Genomic DNA, 25,722 nt, shown 5'->3' on the forward strand with positions numbered 1-25,722 from the left:
TGCGTTAGTGCGAATGCCCGACATCTTCGCTAGCCGTGCCGTGCCCATAGAGATCGGCATCCTCATGGGCACAATCTTCGTGCTCGAACTCGAGGCTCGAATGAGCAATGCCGAACCGGTCCCGTAGCGTGTCCTTGATGCGTTGCTTTGTTGACTCGATGCTCGCCCAGCCTTTCCCCGTCAGCACGACATGGCAATCGAGTGCGACTTCGTGCTCCTGCATCTGCCACAGATGGACGTGGTGGACGTCGGCCACCCCCTCTGCGCCGCGCATAGCGTCTATGACACTTTCGCAATCGAGGTCAGGCGGGCTGCCCAGCATCAGCGTTCGGATCGGGCCGCCTATCTCGGTAAAGGCTAGATATAGAATGTAGAGAGCGATCCCGATCGTGATCGCCGGGTCCACCCAACGCATGTCGTAGAGGATGATGAGCGATCCGCCGACGATCACAGCGACCGACGCGAGCGCATCGGAGAGGTTGTGCAGGAACAAGGCGCGAATGTTCACGCTGCCCTTTTGCATGGAATAGGTCAGCAGCGCGGTAAGGGTGTCCACGACCAGTGCGACACCGCCAAGGATCACGACCGTCCAGCCTTGAACCTCTGGTGGGTCGATCATCCGCATGCCGCCCTCGTAGATCAGGTAGAAACCTATCAGAATAAGCGTGGTGTAGTTGATCAGCGCGGCGACGATCTCGATCCGGCCGTAGCCAAAGGTCATGCGCTCATCCGCCGGTCGCCGCGCGATTTTGCGCGCGGCGAAGGCGATCACAAGCGACGCCATGTCCGAGAAATTGTGTAGCGCGTCAGCGATCAGCGCCAGGCTGCCCGAAAGGATCCCGCCGACGATCTGCGCGACGGTCAGAAGGCCGTTGGCCCAGATCGCGACAGACACGCGGCGGTCGCCGGATTTTGGGTCGATATGAGTATGGCTATGATCGTGCGGCACGGAAAGCTCCTCGAATCGGTCGAGGAGCAAGCTAGTTGCTATAGTGGCTGTAGGTTCAATGCCTTTAACTCATTCCGACCTAGACCTTGGGCCTTCGGCTATCCGATGCTGCCAAGGACCGGGAAGGTTTCGAGCAACCAAAAGGCCAGACGGTTGATCTGGCCGGTCATCACTCCGATCCCCATCAGCACCATCAGCCCGCCCGCGATGCGATAGAGCCACCGGCCTGTCGCTCCGATCCGTTTGAGTTTGCCCGCGATTTCATTGGTAAAGAGCGCGATCAGCAGGAACGGCACGCCCAGACCCACGGAATAGATGGCCAGAAGCGCTACGCCATCCGCGCCCGATGTCGCGCTCACCGCGAGGATCGAGCCGAGCACGGGACCGATGCAGGGCGTCCAACCAAAGGCAAAGGCGAGACCCAGAAGATACGCCCCCACCGCGTTGCCGCCTTTCGTTGCGACATCGGGCCTTGTGTCGCGCATCATCGCGGGGACCCGGATCGCCCCCATCATCACCAGCCCGAAAAGTATGATTAGAGCGCCCCCCGCAAGACCCAGTTCGTATTTCCAGCGCAGCAGCATTGCGCCCAAAAGGCTTGCCCCGGCCCCGAGCGCCACGAAGACCGTGGAAAACCCGAGCACGAACCAGAGGCTCAGGATCACACTGCGCACCCGGTCGCCGATGCCTGTCGCTGTTCCCGATGCCGGAGCGGGTTGCCCCGCGATATAGGAGACATATCCCGGGGCCAGTGGCAGAACGCGGGGCGACAGAAACGAGACCGTCCCGCCCAAGAAGGCTGCGATGATTCCGACACCGGAGATTTCGAACATTCAGTTGCTGCCTTTCCTGCACCTCAGTTGAACGGGCTTTTAATGGCTACGACGGGTTTAGCTTCAAGAGAATTTCCTAAGCCTGGCGCGGAGCCGCCAGGATGATCGCTGCCCCGACAAGGCAGATTGCGGTGCCGATCACATCCCACCTGTCTGGTCGCTGTCCCTCGACCAGCCACATCCAGACAAGTGAGGCGGCAATATAGACGCCGCCGTAGGCCGCAAAAGCACGCCCCGCCGCAGCGGCCTCAACTTGGGCGAGTAGCCACCCGAAGAGTGCAAGCGCAAGAAGACCCGGGGCCAACCAGAGCGGCGAAGCCCCGAGGCGCCACCATGCCCAGATGGCGAAGCAACCGGCGATCTCGGCCAACGCGGCCAGAGAATAGGCGATCGCTGCGGCCATGCCTCACGCCTCAATCTCTTCATGGTCGGTCAGACATGCGGAGTGATCGCGTAGAACCTCGAGCACGCGGCAATCGGCCGTCCGCCCGCCGCTGCATTCATGCACCATCCGATTCAGTTCCATGCGCAGCGCCTCGAGCCGAGCGATCCGCCGCTCCACCTGTTTCAATTGCCGCCGCGCGATCGCATCGGCCTCATGGCAGGGTCGGTTGGGATGGTCGCCGAGGTCTAGCAATTCCCGGATCGCATCGAGCGAAAAGCCAAGCTGGCGCGAATGGCGGATAAAGGACAGCCGGTCGAGCTCGGCATCGCCATAGCGCCGCTGCCCGCCTTCGGTCCGGCCCGGCTCGGGCATGAGTTTGATCTGCTCGTAGTAGCGGATTGTCTGCACCTTGGTGCCGGTCTTCTTCGCCAAGCTTCCGATCGTGAGCATCTACGCCTCCATCAAACGTACAGTCGTGGTAGATTTGATGGGCCGCTTTGGCAACGACGACATGGCTTTCACATGCATGTGACAAAGTGCGGCAGCCGCGGCAAAAGCAGTTGAACCTCTAGTGGCTAGAGGATGTATCCGCGCCGTTGTCAAGAACGGCAGGCAGGCAGTTTACGTGACGCTGACATTTCTTCGCATAACGCTTTGGGCGTCGGTGGGCATTGCAGCCCTGGCATTGGTCTGGCTTCTTCTCTGGGCGGACTATCGCGCCGATCGTGCGCGAACCGAAACGGAACCTGCTTTCCGAGCGGATTTTGAGCTGACCGATCACAGGGGAATGGTCCGCACCCAGGAGGATTTTGCGGGCCAGTGGATGCTGGTCTTCTTCGGCTTCGCCAATTGCCCGGACATCTGCCCGACCACCCTTTCCGAGGTTGCCGCGGTCATGGACGGTCTTGGGGAGAACGCGGAGCAGGTTCAGCCGCTCTTCATCTCGATCGACCCGGAGCGCGACACGCCGGAAAAACTTGCCGACTATGTGCCGCTTTTCGATGCGGGCATCCTCGGCCTGACTGGAACGCCCGACCAGATCGCACGAACGGCCGCGAACTTTCCGATCTTCTACAAGAAGATCGAGGAGGCCTCTGCGCCGGACGGATACACGATGAGCCACACGTCACACCTGTTCCTGTTCGGCCTGGAAGCGGGTCTCGTCACGACCTGGAGCTATGGGACGCCAGCCGAGGAGATCCTCGCCGATCTGCGTGAACGGATCACCAGATGAAGCCGAGAGTTTCCCCCGATACAGCGCTCGCCGCTGCATGGATCATGGCGCTGGCTGCATCGCTCGCCGTCCTGTTCATCGGCGAGGTGCTGGGTCAGATGCCGTGCCTTCTGTGCTGGTACCAGCGCGCGTTCATGTTCCCTCTGGCCGTCGTTCTGGGTCTCGGGCTATGGTGGCAGGACCGCTGCGTCGGGCGTTACGGCGTGGCTCTCGGCCTTGGCGGAGCAGCGATCGCGCTCTGGCACTCGGGTCTCTACGTCGGTCTCGTTCCCGAACCGATCCAGCCCTGCACAGCGACCGGTCCTTCCTGTACCGACGACAACCAGTTGGTTCTCGGCATCCCGATCCCGTTTTTGTCGCTCATCGCCTTCGCGCTGGTCGCCGGGCTGTCGGCACTTTCCTTGAAGGAATCACATTCATGAGCCGAAAATCACTCGTCCTGTCAGTCTTGGTGCTTGGCCTCGCCGGCTTCGCGCTCGCTGCCTGGTTCGCCACCCGTCCCGCGCCAGTAGCGCAGAGTGCGTCGATTCCGGCGGAACAGGCGGAGGCCCTACTGCGCCCCTATTCGCCGATCCTGGGACCGGAACAGGCGCCGGTCACCATCGTCGAGTTCTTCGATCCGGCCTGCGAGGCCTGCCGTGCCTTCTATCCCGTGGTGAAAGACATCATGGCTGAGCATGGCGATGCCGTCCGTCTCGCGATCCGCTACACCCCGTTCCACGGGGAAGCCTCGGAAGAGGCCATTCGCGTCCTGGAAGCCGCCCGGATGCAGGGTGTCTATGAGCCCGTTTTGGAGGCCATCCTGCGCGAGCAACCCCGCTGGGCGTCGCATGGCGCTCCGGAACCGGGGCTGATCCTCGAGGTCGCCGCCACGGCGGGTCTAGATGCTGAAGCTGCAGAGACGCAGATGATGGCTCCTGACGTCATCGGCATACTCAACCAGGACCGAGCAGACGTCGAGACCATCGGCGTAAGCGGGACGCCGACCTTCTTCGTCAACGGCAAGCCGCTCGATCCATTCGGAGAGGCGCAACTCCGGGCGCTGGTCGCGTCGGAAGTCGCGGCCGCCGGAAGCTGATCCGACGGGCGCGCAATCGAGAATCGAGAAGGAGCTGCAATGAAATACACCATCCACGCCACGTGCTCAGTCCTGATGCTGCGGTTCATGCTTGCGACGTCGGCAATGGCAGGCTCCGCGGATGTCGTCGTCGAGAACGCCTGGGCGCGGGCCTCGATCGGCACCTTCCGCCCCGGCGCAGCTTACATGGAAGTCCACAATAGGGGCGACGAGCCGGTCACGTTGACCGGGCTCCGGACAGACCTCGCCATGATGCCCGAAGTTCACCGGACCGCGACGGACGAGCAGGGTGTGAGCTCGATGTCGCCGGCGGGCCAGATTGTCATTGCACCTAGCGAGACCGTCGCGTTCGAGCCCGGCGGCCTGCATGCCATGCTGATGCAACTTCAGCGCCCGATGGAAGAGGGTGAGTCCTTTCCGTTGACGCTGACATTCTCCGATGGCGGCGAGACAACGGTCGAGGTGCCGATCCTCGGTATCGCAGCGCGCGGGCCGGAGGATTAATGCAGAGCAGATCAGTTCTCGGCTACGGTGCCGCGGCTCTCGGTGTGCTCGGGCTCGCTCTATTCGTCGGCTGGTGGCAGGTTGACGGCCCCGGAGCGCCTCTACCGAACGACGGACGGCCGTTGCCGCTAACCGCGATGGAGTTCGACCTCACCGATCACGAAGGACGTCGGGCTGGTCCGGATACGCTGGTCGGGTCGCCCTCAATGGTCTTCTTCGGCTTTACTTACTGTCCGGATGTGTGCCCGACGACGCTTGCAGACATTTCCGGTTGGTTGGACGCCTTGGGAGGGGATGCTGAACAACTGAACGTTGTCTTCATCACCGTCGATCCGGAGCGGGACAATGTCGATGCGATGGCGGAGTACGTCGGCTATTTCCACCCGGAGATCCGTGGCTGGACCGGTCCGGAGGAGCAGATTGCTTTGGCGGTCGAGGGTTTCCGCTCGACCTACGAAAAGGTCCCGACTGAAAGCGGCGGTTACACCATGAACCACACGGCGAGCGTCTTCCTGTTCGATGCCCAGGGGCGCTTCGTGACCACTATCGACTACCACGAACCGAGAGAATTTGCGGTGCCAAAGATCCGCCGCGCAATGAACGAAAAAGACGCAGAAGGGGCAATATGAAGTTGAGATATTGGGCGGCCGGATTGGCGATGGCGGGGGGCGTCTCGGTAACGGCAATTGCCTTGTCCAGTGTGGCGGCGAACGAACCGGTACCACCGGGTTTGGCCGAGGCTGGCCGCTGGCGCCCCGAGCCTTTCGCATCGCCTGTGGAAGGGAACTTGGTGGCGCCCCACGCTGTGTCCGCGGCCTCAGCTTCGCCTACCAGTGCTTCAGCTCCGGCTCTCCCGACCGCACCGGCGGCGAATGCTCCCTTGCCTGTGATCAAGCCGCCCCTCGCCGTATGGTCTCGTGAAATCGCCTCTGGGGATACACTCGACGGTCTACTCGCCGAAGCCGGCCTCACTGGGCCGGACCGCACGGAGACGTCGCTGGCGATCTCCGCAGAATACGATCTGCGTCGCCTGCGTCCTGGCCACGTTCTGACAGTCGAGATGTCTGCCAATGGCAGTCCACGCCGCGTGGCGCTCGATGTGGACGATGGCGTACGGGTCGAAGCGACGTTCGGCGATACGCTCTCGACCCGCGTCGTGTCCCCCGAGCCCGAGATCGTGGTGTTGGCCGGAACGACCAGTATAGAGAGTTCGATCTTCGCCGCGCTGGAAGACTCCGGGATACCGCCGCGTTTCGCGGTCGATCTGGCGCAGATGTTGGGCGGTACGGTGGATTTCCGTCGTGACCTCGGCGGGGGCGAGACCCTTCGCCTTCTGTGGCGCGAGGCACGTGTCGAAGGTGATACCATAGGACAACCCAAGATCGCCTTCGCTTCGCTCGATTTGGGGGACGCACTCTACGAGGTTGTCTGGCCCAAGGACGGCACGGGTCGCGCCACGATGTACCTCAACGGCGAAGCAGTTCGCGTCTTCGCTGAGCCCGTGAAGGGGGCTCGGCTTAGCTCCGTCTTTGGTCGGCGAAAGCACCCCATCTACGGCAATGTGCGCATGCATACCGGCGTCGATTTCGCGGCACCGCGCGGAACGTCGGTGCGCGCGACGGCACCGGGGCGCATCGCCTTTATCGGGCGTCGGGGCGGCTACGGGCGAGTTGTCGAACTCGCTCACGGCCCGGAGACCATGACCCGCTATGCACATCTGAGCGCTGTGCCTGATGGTCTCGCAGAAGGTCAGCGCGTCTCGGCCGGCGACATTATCGGACGGGTCGGGGCGACCGGAACGGCGACGGGGCCAAATTTGCATTACGAGGTGCGCGTGGACGGTCGTCCGACCGATCCACTTTCTGACGAGCGCCTGTCGGAAGCGGTCGAGGGCGAAGCACAGGGCAACGCGGGCCTGGACCGGCTGGCTGAGGCGCGTGCGCGCTTCAATGACGCGCTCTCCAGTGATGCTGCACCCAGCACTCCCGAAAGTCTCTGACCCATGATCCTGCTGCTCCCCCAATGACAGCCCGACTGAAACCTTTGCAAGCTACAATGGAAACTGATCAATGACGCCAGCACACAGCACCGGCAAAGCAGCCCTTCTGGTCGCGGGCCTTCTTACGCTCGGAGCCTGCACCCTTCCCGTGGCCCGGATTGCCGAACCAGAGACGGGGCTTTCACAGGAGAAGATGGCTCAGTTGAGCGCCATGGCCGCGCCATACCAGAATGTGCAAACCGTAGTCCTGCGGCCAGAGGACGGCTGTTATTGGTACCGGCATTTCGGGCCGGTGGAGACCACAATGCTGCCGCTCCGCACACCTGAGGGGCGTCCGATCTGCACTGAACGTGGGGCTCAGGCTGCGAGCTGACGTATGTGCCGAACAACGTCATGGCGCGTTCTTCTGAACGGTTGGCGGCGTCCACAGTCCCCGTCGACTGTGAAGTACGTGGGAAGCAAAAGCCGATTTACGCAACCGCCATCCGATAAACGCCGTTCGCGTGAATTCGCGAGACAATTAGCTATGCGCCGTCACGGGCCCATCGTTTTCAGCCGGGTAGAGAACGGCGGTCACGCCGGTTTCGACCTGCTCGTACAGGTCGTTGATATGAGGCATGACCATGCGCACACATCCCGAACTCGAGCGGGAGCCGATGGAGCGTGGATAAGGCGTTCCGTGGATCCGAAGGTAGGTGTCGCGATCACCGACATAGAGATAGAGCGCCCGCGACCCGAGCGCGTTATCGGGGCCAGGTTCCATCCCGTCCTCATACTGCGCATAAGCTTCAGGCTCCCGGCGGATCATGTTCTGCGTGGGCGTCCAGTGCGGCCACTTGACCTTACGGCGTATCGTGTATGTGCCCGGCTCGTAGAGCCCCCCCTCACCGATGGCCACACCGTACCGCATCGCCGTACCGCCGGGCTCGATATGGTACAGATAGCGTGCGGTGGCATCGACATGAATGTCGCCAGGCATGAGACCGGGCCGCGCCTCGACTCGTTGCGGCAGCAGTCGCGGATGCAGACCCCAGGGATTGGTCGTGGCCGGGTCATAGTTTGCCGGCGTCACTTGAGCGTCCCAAGCAGCCTTCTGCGCCTCCGTAGGCCACGTGTTTGCGAACATGGGGCCGGCGATAGGCGCCGAGAACATCGCCGCGGTTGTTGTGATGAAATGGCGTCTGGTCAGCATTACAAAGGGTCGCTCCCGGAAGTCTTTGATGTTCAGAGCTTCCTTGGAAGCCATTGGAGAGAATAGCCAAGATGCTCCCGAATGTCTCGTTCGGTCACATGGGTGTGACATCAATACGGTTTACATCCGAGCATTGTTTCACTGTTTGTTCCGCCGAGCGGGGCGTGCCGGGCCGCTGGAGAAGCGCCTTGCCGCCCAATTCAATTCCAGTGTTTTCTCAGGTGCGCCCATGATCGAGTTGTCTCCGATAGCGCTCGGCTTCCTTGGCAGCCTCGCCGCCGGTCTGCTGACCGCGATCGGGGCAATACCGGTGCTCTTCGGCCGGGTCCCGTCGCGTGCCACGCGAGACATGGCGCTCGGCTTCGCAGCCGGCGTGATGCTGGCGGCGTCCTTCTTCTCGCTAATCATTCCCGCGCTGGATGCGGCCGAGCCGATGTTTGAGAGTGCTGTCATGCCAGCGCTGATCGTCTGCATCTCGATCCTGCTCGGCATGGGGGCGGTCGCGCTGATGAACGAGCGCCTACCGCACGAGCACTTCAAGACGGGGCGAGAGGGCCCAGATGCCGCCTCGCTCCGGCGCGTCTGGCTCTTCATCATTGCGATCACCATCCACAACTTTCCCGAAGGTCTTGCCGTCGGCGTGGGCTTCGGCGCGGACGGGCTCACCGGCGGACTGCCGCTGGCGATCGGCATCGGCCTTCAAAACGCACCCGAGGGTCTGGCGGTCGCCGTGTCGCTCCTCGGCGAGGGCTACACCAAGTTTCGCGCTTGGGTCATCGCAGCCCTGACCGGCCTGGTCGAGCCAATTGGCGGTCTTCTCGGCGCCGGGATCATCACATTGTCGCAGCCGCTTCTACCTTGGGGGCTCGCCTTCGCAGCGGGCGCGATGCTCTACGTTATCAGCCACGAGATCATTCCCGAAACGCATCGCAGCGGGCATCAGAACCGTGCGACGCTTGGCTTGGCCGTCGGTCTGGTCCTGATGCTGTTCCTCGACGTCTGGTTGGGATGAGAGCAATGAAACGTCCCACTTTTGCCTCAGCTGTTTCAGGCTGCATCGCTGTAGCGACATTGGCAACCGATCAGACAACGAAGGCCCTGGCCAGCGCCAATGGCGAAGCCCTTGCCGGCGGTCTCGGCGTCTTCCCCGGCTTCAACCTCGTCTTTCATCGCAACACCGGGGTCAGCTTCGGGATGCTCGGCGACGTGTCCCCCTTCATACTGGTGGCGCTCGCATTGGTCATCGCCGCGTGGATTGCAGTCCTCGCATTCCGTACTGAACGGTCAAGTGATGCCGTGGGCTACGGGCTCATCCTGGGCGGCGCGATTGGCAACGTGGCGGATAGGGTGCGGTTCGGCGGCGTCACAGACTTTCTCGATTTCTACATCGGTGAGACGCACTGGCCCGCCTTCAACCTCGCCGATACCGCGATCTTCTGCGGCGTGGTGGTGCTTCTGTTCTGGCCCCATCGCCACGTCCGGCAGCAGAACAAGGTCACTTGATCGGACGTCTCATGCGGGTTGGCTCAAAACACATCACCCGTCATGCGACTCTGTCACATGGCGTCGGCGCTTTCATGGCGGGCGCTGCGGCGGTTTTGACGCTGCCTCCTTTTTCGATGCTCGCACTCGTTCCCGCCGCCTACGGCGCATTGTTTTTGCTGGTGCGGGACCGCATCCCCTTGGTAGCCGGCGCGATGGGATGGCTTTTCGGCTTGGGCTATTTCGGTTTCGGGCTGTCGTGGATCGCCGAAAGCTTCCAGATAGACGCTGAGCGTTTTGGCGCGCTGGCGATCCCTGCCGTTGCGGGGCTTAGCGCGCTCCTTGCGCTCTTTCCGGCGCTAGCCATGGCCCTCTTTATCCTCCTTTGTCGAAGTCGGCTTGTTGGCGGTGTGGTCGCTTCATTCCTGTTTGCGGCGTGCTGGGCCGGCGCGGAATGGCTGCGCGGTCACGTCTTGACGGGCTTTCCGTGGAACCTCGCAGCCTACGCGCTAGCGGATTTCGATGCGCTCCGCCAACCCGCAGCGTGGCTTGGCAGCTATGGTCTGAGCTTTCTCGTTATTCTCGCCAGCGTGCTTCTGGCACAGGCGATCCTCGCGAGAGGAGCCTCCCGCTGGCTGACGCTCCTGTTCTTCGCGCTCGTCGTCGGCGGCCTCTGGGTCTCGGGTCAGGTCCGCATTTCCCGGCCGATGCCGGAAGCCACCGGCATCTCGCTGCGCATCGTGCAGGGCAACGTGCCGCAGCGAAACAAGTGGGCGCCGGGAAGCGCCCCTGCCACGCTTTCGCGATATCTCCGGCTTTCCGCGCAAGGCGACCCCGTCGACGCACTGCTATGGCCGGAGACGGCCTACCCGGGCTTTCTGGACGAGAACGAGGATGCGAAACGCCGCATAGAAGAATCTCTTCGAGGCGGAAGGGTGCTGCTCACCGGCGTCCCCGACCGGACCGCGCGAGGAGCGGAGCCGCGCTACTTCAACACGATCCAGGCTTACGACGGGTCTGGCACGATCCTCACAGGCTACGCCAAGCATCACCTCGTGCCCTTTGGCGAATATGTTCCGTTCGGGGACTGGTTGCCGATGGACCGCCTGACCGCGGGGCTTGGTGACTTCACGCCCGGACCCGGGCCGCGAACGCTCGCGGTTCCGGGCCTGCCTCTTCTGGGCGCTGCGATCTGCTATGAGATCATCTTTCCCGGCCATGTCGTAGATGACGAGATCCGGCCGAACTGGATCTTCAACGCCACTAACGATGCCTGGTTCGGGACGTCCATCGGCCCCGAGCAGCACCTCGCGTCGGCTCGGATGCGCGCCGTCGAGGAAGGGCTGCCGGTGATCCGCGCCGCGAATACAGGCATCTCGGCGGTGATCGACGCGAACGGGACCATCATTGAGGCGCTCGGGCTGGAAACGACCGGGATCATCGATTCCGGCTTGCCCGCTGCGCTGCCTGCCACGCTCTACGCTCGCGCGGGTGATTGGGTGCTTCCTCCTCTCGGCATCGCCGTGTGGCTGATTGCCCTTGGGCTAGATCGGTCTGGGTCACGCCGGACCGGTTTCCACCGTCTCAAATCAAGGAGGTCCGAATGATCATGATCACAGCATTTGTCGGGGGTGCAGGATGGGGCGCCCGACTGGCAAAGAAACGTGGCGGCAACCGGCTGGACATCGCACACTACGCCACAGGCTTCGCCGTGGCTTTCGGGCTGCTCGGGTTCATCGTGACGATCATTCTCGAGCGTGTCGCCGGTTGAGCGTGCGACGCCTGGCCGATGCCGCCATCATTTGTCGCGGGCGGCGTGCCTTGCAAGGCGTGGCTCGTCGTGGTGCCACTCCATCGACCAAAGCAAGCAAAAGAAGGGCGACTTTCGACATTGCCTGAGACCGACCCCGATAACATACCGAGGACGGCGGCGGAGCAGCGGACGCAGAGCAGCGGTGGCAACCGCGCCGTGGCCATGCTTCTGGTCTGCGTCACCCTCGTCCTTCTCGGCGGCGCGCTCGGGGTCGGCCTGCTGGTGCTCTATGGTCCGTTCTGAGGGGCGATGGCTCTCCCGACGCGCCGCGCTCAGCCTCGCGGCCATGGGCGGTGCGGCGGCGCTGACGGGATGCAGGACTGAGACGTGGTACGGGAAGGACGTCACCGGAATCCTCCCAGATCTCGACTTCGCCTTGACCAGCGCGCAGGACCGGCAGGCCGTCACCGAGGCAGACTATCACGGCCGGATCGTCGCCCTCTTTTTCGGCTTCACCTTCTGCCCGGACATCTGCCCCATGACCCTGTCGAACCTCGCCGGTGTCGCGGATCGGCTCGGGGAGGACGCGGAGAACTTCTCGATCCTCTTCGTCACCGTGGACCCCGAACGTGACACGCTGCCGATCTTGGCCGACTATGCCGCCGCTTTTACCCCTCGCGCGGCGGGCTTGCGGGGCACGCCGGACCAGCTCGCGCGTTTGGCACGGCGTCTGAAGGTCACCTACAAGGTCGAGCCCCACCCCGAAGGCGCGCGTGACTACGCCGTCTCCCACGGGAAGTCGGTCTACGTCTTCGACCGTTCCGGCGCAGCGCGCGTGCTCTGGCCGGAGTTCGACACGTTACAAGCCGATGTCGCGGCGGCGACCGAAGATATCCAACGTTTGATCACAGGCGAATGAACTGCCCTGTGCTAGAGATCGGCGCCCGCACGCCGCATGTTGCCGACCACGACCAGGAGCGCGATCACGCTCATCATCGCGGGCGGGATCCAGATGACGATCCCGCCGATCTGCTGGTCGGTCACGGCCGAGATCGAGGGGAAGTAGCGTCCGCAAAAGGCGTAGTAGGGAAAGAGATCGGTCGTCGAGAAGGTGATGAGCGCGCCGAGAACGATCTGCGGAAACATCACGCCGACAGCCAGGGCGGCGCGGAACCCGAACCTCACGCGGGCCGGCGGGGCCGGCCGTGTATCAAGGACGAGCGCCCAAAACAGAACTCCGTCGACGACCATCGACCAGTTCATCACCTGGTAGAGGACGGGATCGAGCATGGCGACGAAATGCACCGGAGGGATCAGCCAGAACCAGAACAGGCCCACGAACAGCACGACCGCAACGACCGGATGCTGAAAGGCGCTGTAAAGCCTTCTCGCGGCCCGGTGCTCACAGGACGCGCGCAGCCATCCTGGAGCACCGGCCAGCACCGCTGGTCCGCCCGCGCTCAGCGCGAGAAGGACCGGCCCGATATGATGCATTGCCACGTGCTGGAGGCGGTTGGTGAAGAACATCCTCTGGGCAAGATACTCGAAGCCGGTCTGGGTCACCGCCCAGAGCAGACCCAGCCCGACCCAGAACGCCGCTTGGCGCCAGATCCTCGGACGCTCCGCCTCCGGCAGGCATCCGAGACCTCGTGCGAACCAGAATCCCAAAAGCGTCACGGCCAGATAGATAGGCCAGGAGAATTCGTAGGGTGCCCAGGCCGGCACGGAAGCGGGACGGAACGTGGTCGCCAGCCAGAGGACAGCGCCAACGACACCGATCACGGCGTAGATTGTCGATGCGGCGCGCGGCAATCTGCCGGTAAGCCAGGGCGCGTCGATGGTCATGTTTCCACGCTTGCTCGCCGGCCTCCAATCGGCAAGGCGAAATCAGGGCGTCTGGCCGAGACGCACCGTCGCAGTGAACCGCGCCGCACCGGGGCGACGATGGTGTCGCGTAGGACCGACAAGCCTCTGGAAATACATCGATGACGAGCATGCTTTCATTCGATCCCCTCGGGGCGCAGCTGTCCCCGGTATCGCTCATCGTGGTTGCCGCGCTGACTGGGCTCTACATGCGCGGTCTTGCGCGACCCAGGCGTCTTCGACCGCAACCTGCCCCCTGGCAAGTCGGGCTCTTCTTCGCCGGTCTAGGGTGCCTGCTGTTGGCCTTCAATGCGCCGCTTTCGCCGCTCGGCAGCTCGCTCTTTTCCGTCCATCAGATCAATCACCTCCTAATCCGCCTCCTCGGCCCCCTGCTGCTCGCGATTGCGCAGCCATGTGGCATCTGGACCGCGGGGATGCCGCGCGGCGCGCGACGACGGATTGCCGACGAGGCCCGTCGACCGTTCGAACGGGCCTTGCGAAGCCCATGGGCCGCGACCGCTTTGCTTGTAGCTACACTCTATGTCTGGCAGGTGCCGGCCCTCTTCGACCTTGCGCAGCGAGTCCCGGCCGTCGAGTTGGCGGCGCATCTCGGCATGGCCGCGGCGGGGCTCTGGTTTTTTGCGTTGCTGCTCGACCCTCGCGATCCCCCCGAGGGGATGCGACGTGGCGCGCGACTGCTCTGCGGGATCGTCGTCATCGTCTCGAATATCCTTCTGGGGTCGCTGATGACACTCAAAGAAGTTGTGCTCTACGGTGCGACAGGCCCGGGCGTCAGCCTCACACCGCTGACGGACGAGACCATCGGGGGCTACACGATCTGGGTGCCGTCCTCGATGATCATGATCGTTGCCATTGTTCTGGTGTTCAACGGATGGAACCGAGCCGAGGAACGCCGCTGGAACGCGCGTCATACGTTAATGCGGCAGTCTAACTCGGCCGCTCTCGAATTTCCCGAAACTGCCCAAGAACTTCGGCTCAAGGTCACGCGACCCAATCGTGACCTAGGCCGTACGCTGGCAGTGGCGGCGCTTTCGATGTTCGCCGTCGTCATGGTGACGGCGATCACCGTGGTGTCACTTGGGTGAAGGCATGAAGGCTAGCCGTGCCTCGCGAACCAACTGTCACTTGTCCCCCGAGTGATGGAATGCGGTCGTCTCCGCTCCACACTCGCCGACCTCAGAGGCCATGCGCGAGCGCGTACTCGGCCATTCGTTCACACACTCTTTTGCGATCTTTCGGTGTCGGGGCCTCCGACGTCGCGCGCAGCAGCCGCAAGGCATTGGCGACGACCAGCAGCGAAACGCCCACATCGGCCGCGATCACGCCACACATCAAGGCGATCCGAAGACTTCACTGCGCTAATCACGATCGACCGCATTTGTGACTGTGGCGCAGCATAGAAAGCTGCCGCAGCACAGCAGGCATGCTTCCGCGAACGCACACAGCGAGAACTTGGCACTTCCGCAACGGGCTCTGAGCCAGCCTTGGTTGACCCGCCTCTACGCGTCCGGTTTCGGATGGCGAACGGCGTGTACCGTTCGCCGAGGTTATCAGATGTCTACCGGCTCGGTGATGCTCAGGGGCATCCTCAAGTTCGACGCCCAGGTAGCGGACGGTACTGTCCACCTTCGTGTGGCCAAGCAGGAGCTGGACCGCGCGAAGATTGCCTGTCTTGCGGTAGATCTGCGCTGCCTTCGTGCGCCTCAGCGAGTGCGTCCCGTAGCCGCTCGGTTCGAGACCGATCGCCGTCACCCACTCCCGGACGAGCCGTACGTACTGGCGCGTCGAGATGTGCGGCCGGTCGTGAAACCGGCTCGGGAACAGGAAGGTGCTCAAGAGAAGCGCTTGCGCAAGGCCACGTTCAGAACCTCTATCGCGATGACAAGCAGGATCACAGCGATGGTCACGCTGGCCGCCTTGTCATATTGAAACGATCGCACGTAGGTCTGGATGTAGAACCCGATCCCGCCCGCGCCGACGATGCCGAGGATCAGTGACTCCCGCAGATTCAATTCGAAACGAAAGATCGTATCGCGCGCAATGACCGGTGCCATCTGCGGCCAGATCGCATGACGAAGCCGGACGAGCGGACCCGCGCCCGCGCTTTGCAGTGCCTCCACCGGCGGACGGGCGACACCGTCTATGGCTTCGGCGTAGAACTTGCCCAGCATACCCGTCGCATGAAAGGCGACCGCGATGACCCCCGGCATCGGTCCGAGGCCGACAGCCCCGACCATCAGCATGGCCACCAGAAGCAGCGGGATCGCCCGGATCAGCGCGAGCAGCGTTCGAACGCTGCGGTAGATCACCGGAGGGACCATTGTCTCTGAAGCGGCAAGCCCCAGCGGAACGGAAAGGATGACCGCACCCAACGTGCCGAGGATGGCGATACGAAGCGTCTCGGCCGTCCCGTCGACGATCTCTGACATGACAGTCAGGTCGGGCGGTATCATGCGGCCAAGGAACTCGCCGATGCGCGGTCCGGCGGAGAGGAGCCGCGACAGCTCCATGTCGCTGGTTGCGAAGGACCAGAGCACCACGGCGCCAAGGCAGACGCCTGTGAGGAACCCTCCGGAGCCACCACGCCGGATCATTGCACGAGCCTCAAGGCGACCGCACCTTCGACCACGTCATGGTAGAGTGCCCCGATCTCGGCGTCGGACATGGCGCTCACCACACGATCGAGAACGACGCTCCCACCGGCCATTCCCACAGCGCGGGACGCGAAGCGCAACGCAAGCTCGGGTTGGTGAGAGGAAAACACCGTCGTTGCCCCGCGCTTGGCGGCGGCATTCGTGATCAACGCCAGAATCTCGTCGGCGCGGGCGGGATCGAGATTGCTGACCGGTTCGTCTGCAAGGATCAGCCTCGGTTCCTGTGCAAGACACCGCGCAATTGCAACCCGCTGCCGCTGTCCGCCACTCAGAGAGTCTACGCGACGATGGGCCAATTCCCCGATACCGCAATCGGCCAGCGCCTGATGGGCGGCGTCGAGATCATGCTCTGAATGGCGACCGAAAAAAGCCGCGACGCTCGACATCCGCCCAAGCCGCCCGTTCAGCACGTTGCGCAGAACGCTCGACCGCTCGACCAGCGCAAATTCCTGGAAGATGAAGCCAGTATCTGGTCGCGCCGCCACTGGCGGTGGGGCGTCGGGCGCAAGACCCCTGCCGAGGACGGAGACGCACCCGGTCCAGCCCTGCAACCGTCCGTCGAGAAGCGCGAGCAGTGTCGTCTTGCCCGCGCCGGAAGGACCGAGCAGCACGACAGCCTCGCCCGCCTCCACGACCAGGCTGACATCGTTCAGCGCCGGCAACTCTGCTCCGGAATGAAGGAAACTGAGGTCGACGAGGTCGATGACACGGGTCACGAAAGCAGCCCGGCCTCGCGTGCCATGTCGCGGACCGCCTCGAATGCCTCCGGGTCGGCGGGCACGTAGCCGTCGGGACCGTAGAGATATTGCAGCTTGGCCCGATGCACCGGTTCGTTCAGGCGCAGCATCGTCTCGACGAAGCGAGCGCGTAGATCCGCGTCGAGGCCGGGCCGGGCGATGACGACGTGGCTCGGAATTTCAGGGCTTTCGGCGATCCAAGTCACCTGAGGCTGTTGCTGGGGGGTAAGCAGGAGATCGGCATACTGGCTTGCCCCCGCTGCCGCGACGAGCCCTTGCGCCATCGCCTGCATCGCCTGCTGGTAGCCACCGGCGAAGAATATGCGCCCGAAGAAGGCCTCGGCCTCGTCGATACCGGCGATCAGCCCCGCGCGTTTGAACTCTGCCAGCGGATACAGGTACCCCGATTCCGAGATCGGGTCGGCGAACGCGATGTCCCGGCCTTCGAGATCGGCGAGCGACGTGATCCCGCTGTCGCGCCGCACGAAAATGCGTCCGGTATAGTAGGGTTTGCCCCGATAGACCTCGGACAGCAGCGGCACCGCGCCGATCTCTGCCTCGGCCAGCACGAAGGGCAGCGCTCCCATGAAGGAGATATCCGCGTCGCCGTTGCGCAACGCTTCGACGGCCGCCGCGTGGTCGATGGTCACGAACCCCTCAACCGGAACCCCCAGCTCCTGCGACAGCCAGCCGCTGATGGCCTCGATGTCACCCAGAAGCTTGTCGGGATTCTCCTGAGGAATGAATGCCAGCCGCAACGGGCTCGCCTGGGTCAGTGCGGGCAGCGGATGCGTGGCGAGCAGTGAACCGACCCCCGTCGTCAGCAGAGTGCGCCGCGTGAGTTGAGCCTTCATCAGTAGACCCTTTCCTCGATCTTTTCCGCTTCGGCCTTGAAAGTGGTCCAGTGCGCTTCGGCAGCAGTCCAGTCATCGGCCCTGACGGCCTCGCCCACATCGACAAGCAGGCGCGCCAGACTGTAGATTTCCGGCCGGGCGCTCTGGTTGGACATGGTGCCGGCGTCGGCCGCGAGGTCGGCAGCCACAGTGTCGGTCAGCAGCAGCGTGTGTTGGCGGTCCCTTGCCGGCAGCAGGGTATCGAGCGTGGAGGCAAAGGTGGTGAGCTCCTCGAAGGCCAACCGGAACGGCGTATTGCGCTCTCCGAACCCCTCATACGGGTCGTCGGCCGCGCCCACGGCTTCCAGATAGGCGGTCAGATCGGAACGTTCCTGATCGCTCAGTTCGAGGGACTTGGTCTCGTCGAACCAGTCGACGACGCTGGCCAGAGTCGGAAGCGCCCCGTCATGAAAGTAGGGCGCGGTATAAGCGGTACCCAGCAAGGTCGGCGTATCGAACGCCCCCGCTCGTGCGCCATCATAGCCCGGCTCCGCCGAACCGATGTCATGCGCACGACCGTCCAGAAAATTGGCGGACGGGATGTGGCAACTTGCACAGGACTTGTCATCGAGCCCAGCCATCGGCCGATTGAAGATAGCCTCTCCGCGATGGGCAGCGTCAGAGGCCACCTCGGTCAGCGCACCCTCGGGCGTGACCATCGCGTTCGGCAGGAAATCGAATTCGAACAGGTAGGCAACCAGCGCATCCAGCATGAACGGCGTTGGCTCCGCGCCGCCGAATTCGTTGACGATGACGTTTCGACTGAATTCACGCAGCGAGGCGAACCGACCGTCACGCCCATAAGGGCCGGTGAACCGCAATCCCCGCAGACTGGGAATATCGAGCGAATCCGCCCGCCGATCGTTGAACATCGGATTGAAGAAGGCGCCGTCCACATCGACTGCGCCGGGCTGATGGCTCACCCCTGGGATGAAGAAGCGCTGGTTGATGTCCGACCGGTTGTGGCAGCTGGAACATGCGATGCCGACGCTGCGCGCCGGCTCGCCGAAAATCTCCGGGCTATCGAACAGCATGTCGCCATAGGCGACCATCGGTAGATCCTTCTCGTCGATTCCCTGCTCCTCGAAATTCAGCACCAATCGGGGTAGCGGGTCTTGATCGAAGATGTCCGAGCCTGGCGGCAGCGTTGCGGGTATGTCCGTCGCGGTGCCGCCGGCCGCGACGGTTTCGGGCACCGCCGACAGTTTGGCGCGTCGATCAAATTCGGAGGTCAGGTAGTTGGCCGCAAGATAGTCCCGAATGACCTTGCCGGCGGCTTTCATGCGCGCGTCGTCAAGCGCGACGGCTCCTGCGCCCAGCACCCCGCTGGAGCCGGCCGCGCTAGTCAGCTCCAGCCAGGCAAGCCCAAGCTCGCGCGCCGCTTCCGGGTCGGCGGCCTGCACATGGTCGCCGAATGCGCGGTAAAGTTCCTGTGCCTCCGACACCGCGGCCTGCGCGGCGCTCGGCGATGACGCCGCAATGGCTCGGGCAAGCTCTTCGCCAATACGGCTGGCCAGCAGCCGGGTTGCAGCGCCGAACAGCGCATGCCGATCCTCGGCAGCGATCGCGGCGGCCACGGCCTCTGTACTCAGCGCGCTGTTCTCCGCTATGCGGTCGAAGGCGCCGTCAGGGAACTCGGCACCGCGATAGGGTTCGCTCCAGGCCTCCGCGATTGCCTCCCAGGGCACCGGGGCAAGATTTCCATAATGCAATGTCAGTCGGTAGGCGGCCGCTTCCGGTAGCCAAGGCACCTGTTTCGCCGGGGTCGCCAGCGCAACGCTGCCCGCGAGCGCTGCGGCAGCGCTTACGATAATGCATTTCACTCGCAAATTGGGTGAGAGAGTCGCTTGCATGAGTCTGGCATCGCCCTTTCGGTGGAAATGTTTGAAAGTTAGCCTTGACTAAGTTTTGTAGCACAGGTGAAATTATTGTCAATCCGCGTGCCATGTTTAAGTCTACTGCCATGAACACTTCCCGCGACAGATCCGGCGCGCGCGATGTCACCTTGGCGCCCGCTGATGAACGAGCGGCGGCCGATCAGGCTGACGCCTTTGCCTCAGTAAGGAACGCGCATGAAAGCGAGATGGCCGAGGACTACGTCGAGCTGATCGCCGAACTCGTCGACAGAAATGACGAGGCCCGACCGGTGGATCTGGCCGAACGGCTTGGTGTCAAGCCGCCCACGGTGACCAAGAATATCTCCCGGCTCGTGCGGGCCGGGCTAGTCCGCCGCGAGCGATACCGCTCAATATTCTTGACGGAGAAAGGGGCGGCCCTTGCGGACGCGTGCCGTCGCCGCCACCGGACTGTCGTCGCAACGCTGGTCGCGCTCGGCGTGGACCCGGAGAGCGCCGAACGCGATGCAGAGGGCATCGAACATCATGTCAGTGATGAAACTCTCGAAGCGTTCGAGCGGTTTGTGACGTCTTGCAACTGCCCCCTCAGCGGCATGAAGCGTTCGAACGAAATGTAGCAAGGTCGGCCAAGGGCCATGCGCCACGTGGCGCGTCTCGCTGCAAGCGAACAATCGCCCCGTCGCACCGGAGTGAGATTGCGCTCGACGCTTCCAGACGGCGGAGGCCCCTTGTCCCGGCCCCTTTTATGCAGCAATGACCGCTTCCGCGGTGCTGAAGCGGGATCGGATTTGCAGCGAAGGTCTGGAGTCCGACCGTCGCGTCGATCATGCATTTTCCGGCGTGGATACCGGGCTGAATGTCCGCTTCTACAGAGCCAGGATTACCCTTGCGGCCGCGGCGAAGTCCGGAATCCGCCCTTGTTGTTTGTGACAGCTCGCAGGTGCGGCAAGGATTGAGCAAGTGCGGCGAAGGTCCGGAAGGTCCGCGGTGCGGTGGCTGCTCGCGAGGATTTCGCTGTGCGGCGCATGAACGGCAGGTTTCACAGCTGCGATGCGGCATGAAGATCTGCCGCACCGCAACAGAACTTTTTCTGCGAGCGCACGCAGCGAGAATTTGACACTTCCGGAATGGGCTCTCTAGAGCCATTCGCTGCGCGCTGCTTGAACGGCAGCTCTCGCGCGAACCTAAGACTCTACTCCGTTCGGCAATGGCCACCTTTCTCATGGTGGCAAGGCGCGGTCGCTATCACTCGGCCGCGCGGAGGTTCCCGCTCTCGTTTTCCCGGTCGAGCAACGCTTGAAGACTGCTGACGCCTTGCTCCAAGGTCTCTCGGCCGCCTTCACTCTCACCTTGGCCGCCCAAGGGTAACTCCGTCTGCGTGGCAAGATTGAAGGCCATCTGCTGATCGCTGACGGAGCGGGATCGCCGCCGCCTGCCGGGGCGGATCGTCCGGCCTTCCGGGGATTCAGTCTCCGTGGCCTTTTTGATGCTCATGCTCTCTTCGGAGCGGCCGGAGTCCGGCTGCGGGCCGGAAGGGCCGGTCGTCGCTTCTTCGTCGGGCTCGGGGCCATTCCCGGAAAACGGCAGCTCCGGCTCCCCGCCCCCTTGGTCGCTCTCATCGGCGGGGTCGCGTGACAGCATTGATGGAAGGCTGCTGGCCTCTGGCTCCACCGCATCATCGGGCGCGTCAGAAGACAGTTCATGCTCGGCGGTTTCCGCTGGATCGACGGATACGACGCCCTCGTCGGGCAGAGGATAGGTGCCAGTCTGCGCCTCGTAGAGACGCGTGAAGTAGGAATCCTTGAAATACTGGATGCGCTTCGCGCGCACCGGCATTTGGGCGTCAATGACCATGACAATATCATCGAGCGGCATACGCCGCACCTGGTCCTCGGTCAGAAGCGGTGCTTCCTCGGTGCGCTCGGACGTGCTGCGCCCCTCGAAGGGGTTTCGGCCAACGGCGCGGGATCGGGTGACAACGCGTTTGGTCGTCTTGCCGACGGCACTGCTCAATTCCTCGACGGTCTTCTCGTCGGAAGGCGTGAGGTAGAGCTTCACGCCGGCGTTGCCTTGTAGGGACCGCCGCGTGTTCTCGCCGTAGATTTCATCGAGTGCCGGGATCGTCTGCGTCACGATGGCGAGGTGGCCGCGATACGAACGCAGGGTCTCGATGCTATCGACTACGATAGGCATCTTCCCGAGGCGGTTGAACTCGTCCAGCATAATCATCACCGGCCACGGTTCGTCTTTGCCGGGCTGACGGTCCTGGAGCGAGGCGATCAGGTCCGAAAAGAAGAGGCGGATCAGGGAAGCCAGCGGCTTCACCATCAACGGGGCCACCACGAGATACACCGTAAACGGCTGCTTGCGGATCGTGCGAAAGTCGAAATCAGAATCCGCGGTGGCATGGTCGATCGCCGGGTTGCTCCATTGGTCGAGACCGGAGGTCATCAGGAGCGAGACGTAGGACGTGAGCGTATCGTTGTTGGTCGAAGCCATGCGCTCGAAGATCAACCGGGCCGCAGGGTTTTGAACCTCAAGGCGGCGCGCGTTGTATTCCTTCTGCTTGTCACCGCCAGACGCGGTGATCCGGTAAATCTCGCCAAGGGTCGGCCTCTTGCGCTCGAAGGCAAGGAGTCCGGCCGCGACGAACAGGTCGATGCCGCCCTTCAAAAGCCCCTGCATACGGTCGTTGTCGCTTTGCAGGAAAAGCGAGGCCAACAATTGCAGCTCCATTTGCTGCTGGTTGGGGTTTTCCAGCTCGTAGATGCGCTTAAGCGGGTTGTAGCGGTGCGTTCGGTTGTTCTGCCAGTCGGTCGGCGCGAAGCGATAGACCTTATCGCCCTCCCCTGCCCTATGACGTGCGGTCGCGTCGAAAATCTCCCCCTTCACGTCCAGGACCACGGCGCTGCCTTTGAAGGTCAGCATGTTCGGAATGGTGAAGCCGGTCGTCTTCCCTCGGCCCGTCGGAGCGACGATCAAGGCATGCGGAAAGACCTTCGACGTGATGAGGTTCGCGCGGCTTCCTGGCTTCCCCATCTTGCCAAGGATGAAGCCGGTCCCGACAGAGCCGAAGAAGCCGTTGCGCTTCATCTCGCGCGCGGTTTGCCAGTGGGTTTCCCCGAATTTTGTCAGGGCCTCCCCTGCTAGAACGACGCTCAAAAGAAGACCGGCGGCTCCGAAGCCGCCGATGATGAGGTTGACGATGGTGAAGTCTTCCGGGCGGCTCGACGCCATGCTCGTGTAGTCTCGGGCGAGCATGAGAAAGTCCACGTCGGCCGAGACGCGCGAATAGCGGAACGTCAGGAAGGCGGTCGCGATCACATAGCCGATGGCCGCACCCACCAGTGTCAGGCTGAGAACGGCTCCGGCGAATTTGCCCTTACCCATGGGTCTGCCCTTTCTCCGTGTCCGTAGCGGAATGACGCAGCCGCGCGGCATCGACTTCTTCGTTCGCGATCTCGTTGTTGATCTCCTGCATGACCTCGCCCTCGGCGGTGGCCGCGTCGGTTTGCAGGTAAGCTTTCGCCGCATAGAGGCGGTCGAGCCGGTCATCGGAAACCTCGGCCAGCGCCTCGTCGCTGCCGTTGCGAAGATCCTCGATCTGATCCTCGTCGAGCCGGGACTCGATCTCGGCACGGTAAGCGTCCCGCTCGTTGTCGCTGGCGAACGGATCGCGGGCGCTATCCTGGCGCATCGCGGCAAGGACAGAAGCGGTGGTCGAAGCGGCATCGCCCTGCTCGACTAGCTCGGCGTCCGCGTCGCTGACGCCGGAATCTCTGAGTACATCCGCCTCATAAAGAGCTTCGCCAAGCTGGACATGAACGGCGTCGAGCCGGTCCACGGCAATCTGTTGATCCTCGGCGCGCGACAGGTCCAAGCCGTCATGCTCTGCAATCTGCCGTATGTCGTCGGTGAGCCACTGGCGCTCAAGAGCCTCGCTGTTCGCGCCCGCCTCCACGCGAGCCGCGACGGCATCCGCCGAAATGCCCGTCCCCTCAAGCGCGCTCTCGATCTGCGCGCGCGTGTCGGCTTCCTCGAGACGGCCAATTGCCTCCCGGTTGATATTGTTTTCGGCATAAATGCCCGTCTCAGTCGGCGCGTTCTTGTAGCTCTCGGAGCGCGACACGCTGGCGTAAATGTCGGACAACTCGCGCTCGAATGAGGCGCGGCGGTCAGGCGCCAACGTCTGAGCCTTTGCCTCCGCCTGCGTCGCAAGATCGGAAAACTCGCTCCGAAGCTCATCGAAGGTTTGCGTCTCGGCCATGTAAATCTCCCCATCAGGCTCTAGCGGCTCGCCACGTCCAAGCAGGGCGGCGGCGCGGTTCAGGGCGTTGGCAACGTCCTCTCGGTTCTCGGCCGTCGCTTCCACTGCGAGCGACCGATAAAGCTCCGCCGTGCTGGCAATGTCGGCCAAGGCCCGATCAAGATCGGGACCGACGCGCTCACGTGCTTGCGGCTCCCTGCCCTCTTCCTTGGCGCGATAGACTTCGCTTTTGTTGGGGCTGTAGCTCGCAACGCCGCGATCAACGCGACGGCTGGCCTCCAACCTGACCCCATGACGCTCTCCCGCTTCGACCATCGCCTGGCGGAAGTCGTCGTAGTTGAAGTGATGATCGCGCCCGAGATAGAACAACTCCCCTTCGGCAGACCGGCGGTTGAGGATGACGTGGGCATGAGGGTGCGCGCGATCCTCGTGGATAGATACAATATAGTCAAATTGTCGTCCCTCTTGCATGAAAAATTGTTCGCAGACCTCACCGGCCATATCGCGCACGTCTTCCCCCTTCGTGCCAATGGGAAAAGCCATAACCATATGCGTGGTATGGCCGAGCTTCGGGCTGAACCGCTCGTTCCAGTTGCCGGAGAAACGATCTGCAATATCGTTAATCTGTTGCTCGATAAGAGGCCCGCTTCCATCATGAACACCCCGGCTGTCGATGATGTGCGATGCCTTGGCGCCGACGTAGCTTAACTGGCCCGAAAGCTGGGAGCGCGTACGGCATCCGCCTTGTTTCACCGGCTTGAAGATCGCGGGCGAGTGGCCCCGAGCGGCGCGCGTGAGCTGCTTTTGGCGGCGGGCCTGGGCGCCTGCCCCGCCCCTGATCTTGCTCCACCCGTCGCGAAACAGCTCGCCGGATACAGCCGACACGGCATCACTGCGAGCCATTGCCGAAGGCCCTCAAAGCATCAGAAACGCGAAGCGCAAGACCGTTGCGGCGCTGTAGGATCATCCCTTGAAGCTGGTCGCCGAAGGTCATTACCATGCCGGCGAGGCCCCGAATTTGGGTCATGTCGTCCTGATGGATCGGCGGCATTAAGCCTTTCAACTTCGCCTCGTTCAACCGCTTTGCAATCTGACTGATGTTGTTCCCGATGCGATTCAGCGCAACGCGATGGCTGTGAAGCTCGTCTTTTAGCTCGGCGTCAGTGACGAACAGACCGTCTGCGGCGTGCATCAATGCCCGCAATCCATCGTTTCGGTTCTCGATGCCGTATCGCTTCAAGACTTGATCGAAGGCAGCCAGTTCGTCCTCCGTCACCCTGGCTCCGATTGTGCGTGTCCTCGACTGGTTCTCGGTCTTCGCGTCGCGCACCGAACGAACGGTGTAATGGATCGTTCGCGTCGACACTCCATGACGCGCTGCAAGTGCCTTTGCAGGCACGCCTTTTTCGTATTCGCGAGCGATAGAAAATCGCTCTTGGGTGAGAAGTCGGCGTGTGCGAGCCATGCGAAGTTAACGCCTATATTTCTTGCTACCTTCTCACCAATAAACCCTCACGCCCCACCGATCAACGGAAGCGCAAGCTGCCACTGATCGACTTGGGGCGTCTTCCGCTTGAGCGGGCCCCAGGCCCGCGAACGTCGAGCCCCACCGGGCGAGACCACGCCGCCCGAAATCGAAGATGAGGTGGCCGCGCTGAAAAGCGCGCCCTGACGGCCATCAAGGGGCGCATCCGTGGGAACCCCCGCGCGAGGGACGGAAAGGCACTCAGCGGCCAGCACAGACGCTCTCACGGGCATTGCCGACGCGCGCCGACCCTGCCCTCCGCGCTGCACGGCCAAAAATTTCAGATTTTGAGGGCAGAATCTGTGCCGCATACCGCAGACCGACCACCGCAGGCCGCTAACCGCAAACGACAAACCGCAGACGCCATGACGTGCGCCGCATAACGCAAACCGGGCACCGCACCTTGCCATACCGATAACCGCAGGCCGCACTCCGCAGGCTGCACACCGCAATATCAGCGATTGCATACCTCGGGCCGCGAACCGACTACCGCACAC

General features: G+C 63.0%; 28 protein-coding genes and 1 pseudogene. 14 read left to right on the forward strand and 15 right to left on the reverse strand.

Going from position 1 to position 25,722, the window contains the following annotated elements:
- Nucleotides 1-4: 4 nt before the first annotated feature.
- The 4 genes from C8N44_RS17690 to C8N44_RS17705 form a co-directional block, all read right to left on the reverse strand.
- Nucleotides 5-949, reverse strand: coding sequence for a cation diffusion facilitator family transporter (locus tag C8N44_RS17690; protein WP_107978164.1), 945 nt, complete (start codon nt 947-949; stop codon nt 5-7).
- Nucleotides 950-1,047: 98 nt separating this feature from the next.
- Nucleotides 1,048-1,782, reverse strand: coding sequence for a cytochrome c biogenesis CcdA family protein (locus tag C8N44_RS17695; RefSeq protein WP_107978110.1), 735 nt, complete (start codon nt 1,780-1,782; stop codon nt 1,048-1,050).
- 76 nt (nt 1,783-1,858) lie between these two features.
- A complete protein-coding gene (locus C8N44_RS17700; protein WP_107978111.1) occupies nt 1,859-2,185 on the reverse strand; it encodes a YnfA family protein in 327 nt (108 codons plus the stop codon).
- A 3-nt stretch (nt 2,186-2,188) separates the two neighbouring features.
- Nucleotides 2,189-2,617 (reverse strand): MerR family transcriptional regulator, encoded by a 429-nt coding sequence (locus tag C8N44_RS17705; RefSeq protein ID WP_107978112.1) that lies wholly within the window; start codon nt 2,615-2,617, stop codon nt 2,189-2,191.
- Between the two features lie 196 nt (nt 2,618-2,813).
- Between C8N44_RS17705 and C8N44_RS17710 the strand changes: the two genes are divergently transcribed.
- The 6 genes from C8N44_RS17710 (at nt 2,814) to C8N44_RS17735 (ending at nt 6,982) form a co-directional block, all read left to right on the forward strand.
- Entirely contained in the window at nt 2,814-3,401 is a 588-nt protein-coding gene (locus tag C8N44_RS17710) for an SCO family protein (RefSeq protein WP_373282737.1), read from the forward strand.
- A complete protein-coding gene (locus C8N44_RS17715; RefSeq protein WP_107978113.1) occupies nt 3,398-3,823 on the forward strand; it encodes a disulfide bond formation protein B in 426 nt (141 codons plus the stop codon). The genes C8N44_RS17710 and C8N44_RS17715 overlap by 4 nt, the downstream gene beginning before the upstream one ends.
- A complete protein-coding gene (locus C8N44_RS17720; protein ID WP_107978114.1) occupies nt 3,820-4,479 on the forward strand; it encodes a DsbA family protein in 660 nt (219 codons plus the stop codon). Before C8N44_RS17715 ends, C8N44_RS17720 begins: the two co-directional genes overlap by 4 nt.
- Nucleotides 4,480-4,554: 75 nt before the next feature.
- The gene (locus C8N44_RS17725) at nt 4,555-4,983 is read left to right on the forward strand and encodes a copper chaperone PCu(A)C (protein ID WP_244641138.1); all 429 of its coding nucleotides are present in this window, start codon (nt 4,555-4,557) and stop codon (nt 4,981-4,983) included.
- Nucleotides 4,983-5,612 (forward strand): SCO family protein, encoded by a 630-nt coding sequence (locus C8N44_RS17730; protein ID WP_107978116.1) that lies wholly within the window; start codon nt 4,983-4,985, stop codon nt 5,610-5,612. The genes C8N44_RS17725 and C8N44_RS17730 overlap by 1 nt, the downstream gene beginning before the upstream one ends.
- On the forward strand, nt 5,609-6,982 hold the full coding sequence (locus tag C8N44_RS17735; RefSeq protein WP_107978117.1) for a M23 family metallopeptidase: 1,374 nt from the start codon (nt 5,609-5,611) through the stop codon (nt 6,980-6,982). Before C8N44_RS17730 ends, C8N44_RS17735 begins: the two co-directional genes overlap by 4 nt.
- Before the next feature lie 520 nt (nt 6,983-7,502).
- Here C8N44_RS17735 and C8N44_RS17745 read toward each other — a convergent pair.
- Nucleotides 7,503-8,174 carry a L,D-transpeptidase gene (locus C8N44_RS17745; protein ID WP_107978166.1) on the reverse strand — a complete coding sequence of 224 codons (672 nt, stop codon included), beginning with the start codon at nt 8,172-8,174 and terminating at the stop codon, nt 7,503-7,505.
- Nucleotides 8,175-8,403: 229 nt separating this feature from the next.
- Between C8N44_RS17745 and C8N44_RS17750 the strand changes: the two genes are divergently transcribed.
- The 6 genes from C8N44_RS17750 (at nt 8,404) to C8N44_RS17765 (ending at nt 12,328) form a co-directional block, all read left to right on the forward strand.
- Nucleotides 8,404-9,186: a ZIP family metal transporter gene (locus tag C8N44_RS17750; RefSeq protein WP_107978119.1), complete on the forward strand. Its 783-nt coding sequence runs from the start codon at nt 8,404-8,406 to the stop codon at nt 9,184-9,186.
- A 5-nt stretch (nt 9,187-9,191) separates the two neighbouring features.
- Nucleotides 9,192-9,677 (forward strand): signal peptidase II, encoded by a 486-nt coding sequence (lspA, locus tag C8N44_RS17755; RefSeq protein ID WP_107978120.1) that lies wholly within the window; start codon nt 9,192-9,194, stop codon nt 9,675-9,677.
- 11 nt (nt 9,678-9,688) lie between these two features.
- On the forward strand, nt 9,689-11,263 hold the full coding sequence (gene lnt, locus C8N44_RS17760; protein ID WP_107978121.1) for an apolipoprotein N-acyltransferase: 1,575 nt from the start codon (nt 9,689-9,691) through the stop codon (nt 11,261-11,263).
- Nucleotides 11,260-11,427 carry a hypothetical protein gene (locus C8N44_RS23580; RefSeq protein ID WP_170121102.1) on the forward strand — a complete coding sequence of 56 codons (168 nt, stop codon included), beginning with the start codon at nt 11,260-11,262 and terminating at the stop codon, nt 11,425-11,427. Before lnt ends, C8N44_RS23580 begins: the two co-directional genes overlap by 4 nt.
- 120 nt (nt 11,428-11,547) lie before the next feature.
- Nucleotides 11,548-11,712: a hypothetical protein gene (locus C8N44_RS23440; RefSeq protein WP_158274082.1), complete on the forward strand. Its 165-nt coding sequence runs from the start codon at nt 11,548-11,550 to the stop codon at nt 11,710-11,712.
- Nucleotides 11,699-12,328, forward strand: a complete 630-nt coding sequence (locus C8N44_RS17765) for an SCO family protein (RefSeq protein WP_107978122.1) — start codon at nt 11,699-11,701, stop codon at nt 12,326-12,328. Before C8N44_RS23440 ends, C8N44_RS17765 begins: the two co-directional genes overlap by 14 nt.
- A gap of 11 nt (nt 12,329-12,339) precedes the next feature.
- On the opposite strand, the gene C8N44_RS17770 is transcribed toward C8N44_RS17765, so the two are convergent.
- Nucleotides 12,340-13,254: a cytochrome c oxidase assembly protein gene (locus C8N44_RS17770; protein ID WP_107978123.1), complete on the reverse strand. Its 915-nt coding sequence runs from the start codon at nt 13,252-13,254 to the stop codon at nt 12,340-12,342.
- 140 nt (nt 13,255-13,394) lie between these two features.
- Between C8N44_RS17770 and C8N44_RS17775 the strand changes: the two genes are divergently transcribed.
- Nucleotides 13,395-14,378 (forward strand): cytochrome c oxidase assembly protein, encoded by a 984-nt coding sequence (locus C8N44_RS17775; RefSeq protein WP_107978124.1) that lies wholly within the window; start codon nt 13,395-13,397, stop codon nt 14,376-14,378.
- A 91-nt stretch (nt 14,379-14,469) separates the two neighbouring features.
- On the opposite strand, the gene C8N44_RS23445 is transcribed toward C8N44_RS17775, so the two are convergent.
- The 6 genes and pseudogenes from C8N44_RS23445 to C8N44_RS17800 all read right to left on the reverse strand — a co-directional run bounded on the left by C8N44_RS23445 (nt 14,470) and on the right by C8N44_RS17800 (nt 19,430).
- Nucleotides 14,470-14,625, reverse strand: coding sequence for a hypothetical protein (locus C8N44_RS23445; protein WP_158274083.1), 156 nt, complete (start codon nt 14,623-14,625; stop codon nt 14,470-14,472).
- Between the two features lie 218 nt (nt 14,626-14,843).
- Nucleotides 14,844-15,120 (reverse strand): annotated as a pseudogene (locus tag C8N44_RS17780) (tyrosine-type recombinase/integrase); the annotation flags it as partial.
- A 5-nt stretch (nt 15,121-15,125) separates the two neighbouring features.
- Nucleotides 15,126-15,887, reverse strand: a complete 762-nt coding sequence (gene phnE, locus C8N44_RS17785; protein ID WP_107978125.1) for a phosphonate ABC transporter, permease protein PhnE — start codon at nt 15,885-15,887, stop codon at nt 15,126-15,128.
- On the reverse strand, nt 15,884-16,663 hold the full coding sequence (locus tag C8N44_RS17790) for a phosphonate ABC transporter ATP-binding protein (protein WP_107978126.1): 780 nt from the start codon (nt 16,661-16,663) through the stop codon (nt 15,884-15,886). Before C8N44_RS17790 ends, phnE begins: the two co-directional genes overlap by 4 nt.
- Entirely contained in the window at nt 16,660-17,538 is an 879-nt protein-coding gene (locus tag C8N44_RS17795) for a phosphate/phosphite/phosphonate ABC transporter substrate-binding protein (protein ID WP_107978127.1), read from the reverse strand. The genes C8N44_RS17790 and C8N44_RS17795 overlap by 4 nt, the downstream gene beginning before the upstream one ends.
- Nucleotides 17,538-19,430 (reverse strand): cytochrome c peroxidase, encoded by a 1,893-nt coding sequence (locus C8N44_RS17800; protein ID WP_107978128.1) that lies wholly within the window; start codon nt 19,428-19,430, stop codon nt 17,538-17,540. Before C8N44_RS17800 ends, C8N44_RS17795 begins: the two co-directional genes overlap by 1 nt.
- A 110-nt stretch (nt 19,431-19,540) precedes the next feature.
- On the opposite strand from C8N44_RS17800, the gene mntR reads away from it, so the two are divergent.
- On the forward strand, nt 19,541-20,050 hold the full coding sequence (gene mntR, locus C8N44_RS17805) for a manganese-binding transcriptional regulator MntR (protein WP_107978167.1): 510 nt from the start codon (nt 19,541-19,543) through the stop codon (nt 20,048-20,050).
- A gap of 628 nt (nt 20,051-20,678) precedes the next feature.
- Here mntR and C8N44_RS17810 read toward each other — a convergent pair.
- The 3 genes from C8N44_RS17810 to C8N44_RS17820 are packed head-to-tail and all read right to left on the reverse strand — an operon-like array spanning nt 20,679 to nt 25,165.
- Nucleotides 20,679-22,823, reverse strand: coding sequence for a type IV secretory system conjugative DNA transfer family protein (locus C8N44_RS17810; RefSeq protein WP_107978129.1), 2,145 nt, complete (start codon nt 22,821-22,823; stop codon nt 20,679-20,681).
- The gene (locus C8N44_RS17815) at nt 22,816-24,603 is read right to left on the reverse strand and encodes a relaxase/mobilization nuclease domain-containing protein (RefSeq protein WP_107978130.1); all 1,788 of its coding nucleotides are present in this window, start codon (nt 24,601-24,603) and stop codon (nt 22,816-22,818) included. Before C8N44_RS17815 ends, C8N44_RS17810 begins: the two co-directional genes overlap by 8 nt.
- The gene (locus C8N44_RS17820; RefSeq protein WP_107978131.1) at nt 24,590-25,165 is read right to left on the reverse strand and encodes a plasmid mobilization relaxosome protein MobC; all 576 of its coding nucleotides are present in this window, start codon (nt 25,163-25,165) and stop codon (nt 24,590-24,592) included. Before C8N44_RS17820 ends, C8N44_RS17815 begins: the two co-directional genes overlap by 14 nt.
- Between the last annotated feature and the right edge of the window lie 557 nt (nt 25,166-25,722).

The sequence above is a fragment of the Allosediminivita pacifica genome, from assembly GCF_003054175.1.
GTDB lineage: Bacteria > Pseudomonadota > Alphaproteobacteria > Rhodobacterales > Rhodobacteraceae > Allosediminivita > Allosediminivita pacifica.

Coding starts and splice junctions, on each gene's coding strand:
- C8N44_RS17695 (WP_107978110.1), bottom strand. CDS start 1,782: ATGTTCGAAATCTCCGGTGTCGGAATCATCGCAGCCTTCTTGGGCGGG.
- C8N44_RS17700 (WP_107978111.1), bottom strand. CDS start 2,185: ATGGCCGCAGCGATCGCCTATTCTCTGGCCGCGTTGGCCGAGATCGCC.
- C8N44_RS17705 (WP_107978112.1), bottom strand. CDS start 2,617: ATGCTCACGATCGGAAGCTTGGCGAAGAAGACCGGCACCAAGGTGCAG.
- C8N44_RS17715 (WP_107978113.1), top strand. CDS start 3,398: ATGAAGCCGAGAGTTTCCCCCGATACAGCGCTCGCCGCTGCATGGATC.
- C8N44_RS17720 (WP_107978114.1), top strand. CDS start 3,820: ATGAGCCGAAAATCACTCGTCCTGTCAGTCTTGGTGCTTGGCCTCGCC.
- C8N44_RS17725 (WP_244641138.1), top strand. CDS start 4,555: ATGCTGCGGTTCATGCTTGCGACGTCGGCAATGGCAGGCTCCGCGGAT.
- C8N44_RS17730 (WP_107978116.1), top strand. CDS start 4,983: ATGCAGAGCAGATCAGTTCTCGGCTACGGTGCCGCGGCTCTCGGTGTG.
- C8N44_RS17735 (WP_107978117.1), top strand. CDS start 5,609: ATGAAGTTGAGATATTGGGCGGCCGGATTGGCGATGGCGGGGGGCGTC.
- C8N44_RS17745 (WP_107978166.1), bottom strand. CDS start 8,174: ATGCTGACCAGACGCCATTTCATCACAACAACCGCGGCGATGTTCTCG.
- C8N44_RS17750 (WP_107978119.1), top strand. CDS start 8,404: ATGATCGAGTTGTCTCCGATAGCGCTCGGCTTCCTTGGCAGCCTCGCC.
- lspA (WP_107978120.1), top strand. CDS start 9,192: ATGAAACGTCCCACTTTTGCCTCAGCTGTTTCAGGCTGCATCGCTGTA.
- lnt (WP_107978121.1), top strand. CDS start 9,689: ATGCGGGTTGGCTCAAAACACATCACCCGTCATGCGACTCTGTCACAT.
- C8N44_RS23580 (WP_170121102.1), top strand. CDS start 11,260: ATGATCATGATCACAGCATTTGTCGGGGGTGCAGGATGGGGCGCCCGA.
- C8N44_RS17765 (WP_107978122.1), top strand. CDS start 11,699: ATGGTCCGTTCTGAGGGGCGATGGCTCTCCCGACGCGCCGCGCTCAGC.
- C8N44_RS17770 (WP_107978123.1), bottom strand. CDS start 13,254: ATGACCATCGACGCGCCCTGGCTTACCGGCAGATTGCCGCGCGCCGCA.
- C8N44_RS17775 (WP_107978124.1), top strand. CDS start 13,395: ATGACGAGCATGCTTTCATTCGATCCCCTCGGGGCGCAGCTGTCCCCG.
- C8N44_RS23445 (WP_158274083.1), bottom strand. CDS start 14,625: ATGTGTGGCGTGATCGCGGCCGATGTGGGCGTTTCGCTGCTGGTCGTC.
- phnE (WP_107978125.1), bottom strand. CDS start 15,887: ATGATCCGGCGTGGTGGCTCCGGAGGGTTCCTCACAGGCGTCTGCCTT.
- C8N44_RS17795 (WP_107978127.1), bottom strand. CDS start 17,538: ATGAAGGCTCAACTCACGCGGCGCACTCTGCTGACGACGGGGGTCGGT.
- C8N44_RS17800 (WP_107978128.1), bottom strand. CDS start 19,430: ATGCAAGCGACTCTCTCACCCAATTTGCGAGTGAAATGCATTATCGTA.
- mntR (WP_107978167.1), top strand. CDS start 19,541: ATGAACACTTCCCGCGACAGATCCGGCGCGCGCGATGTCACCTTGGCG.
- C8N44_RS17810 (WP_107978129.1), bottom strand. CDS start 22,823: ATGGGTAAGGGCAAATTCGCCGGAGCCGTTCTCAGCCTGACACTGGTG.
- C8N44_RS17815 (WP_107978130.1), bottom strand. CDS start 24,603: ATGGCTCGCAGTGATGCCGTGTCGGCTGTATCCGGCGAGCTGTTTCGC.
- C8N44_RS17820 (WP_107978131.1), bottom strand. CDS start 25,165: ATGGCTCGCACACGCCGACTTCTCACCCAAGAGCGATTTTCTATCGCT.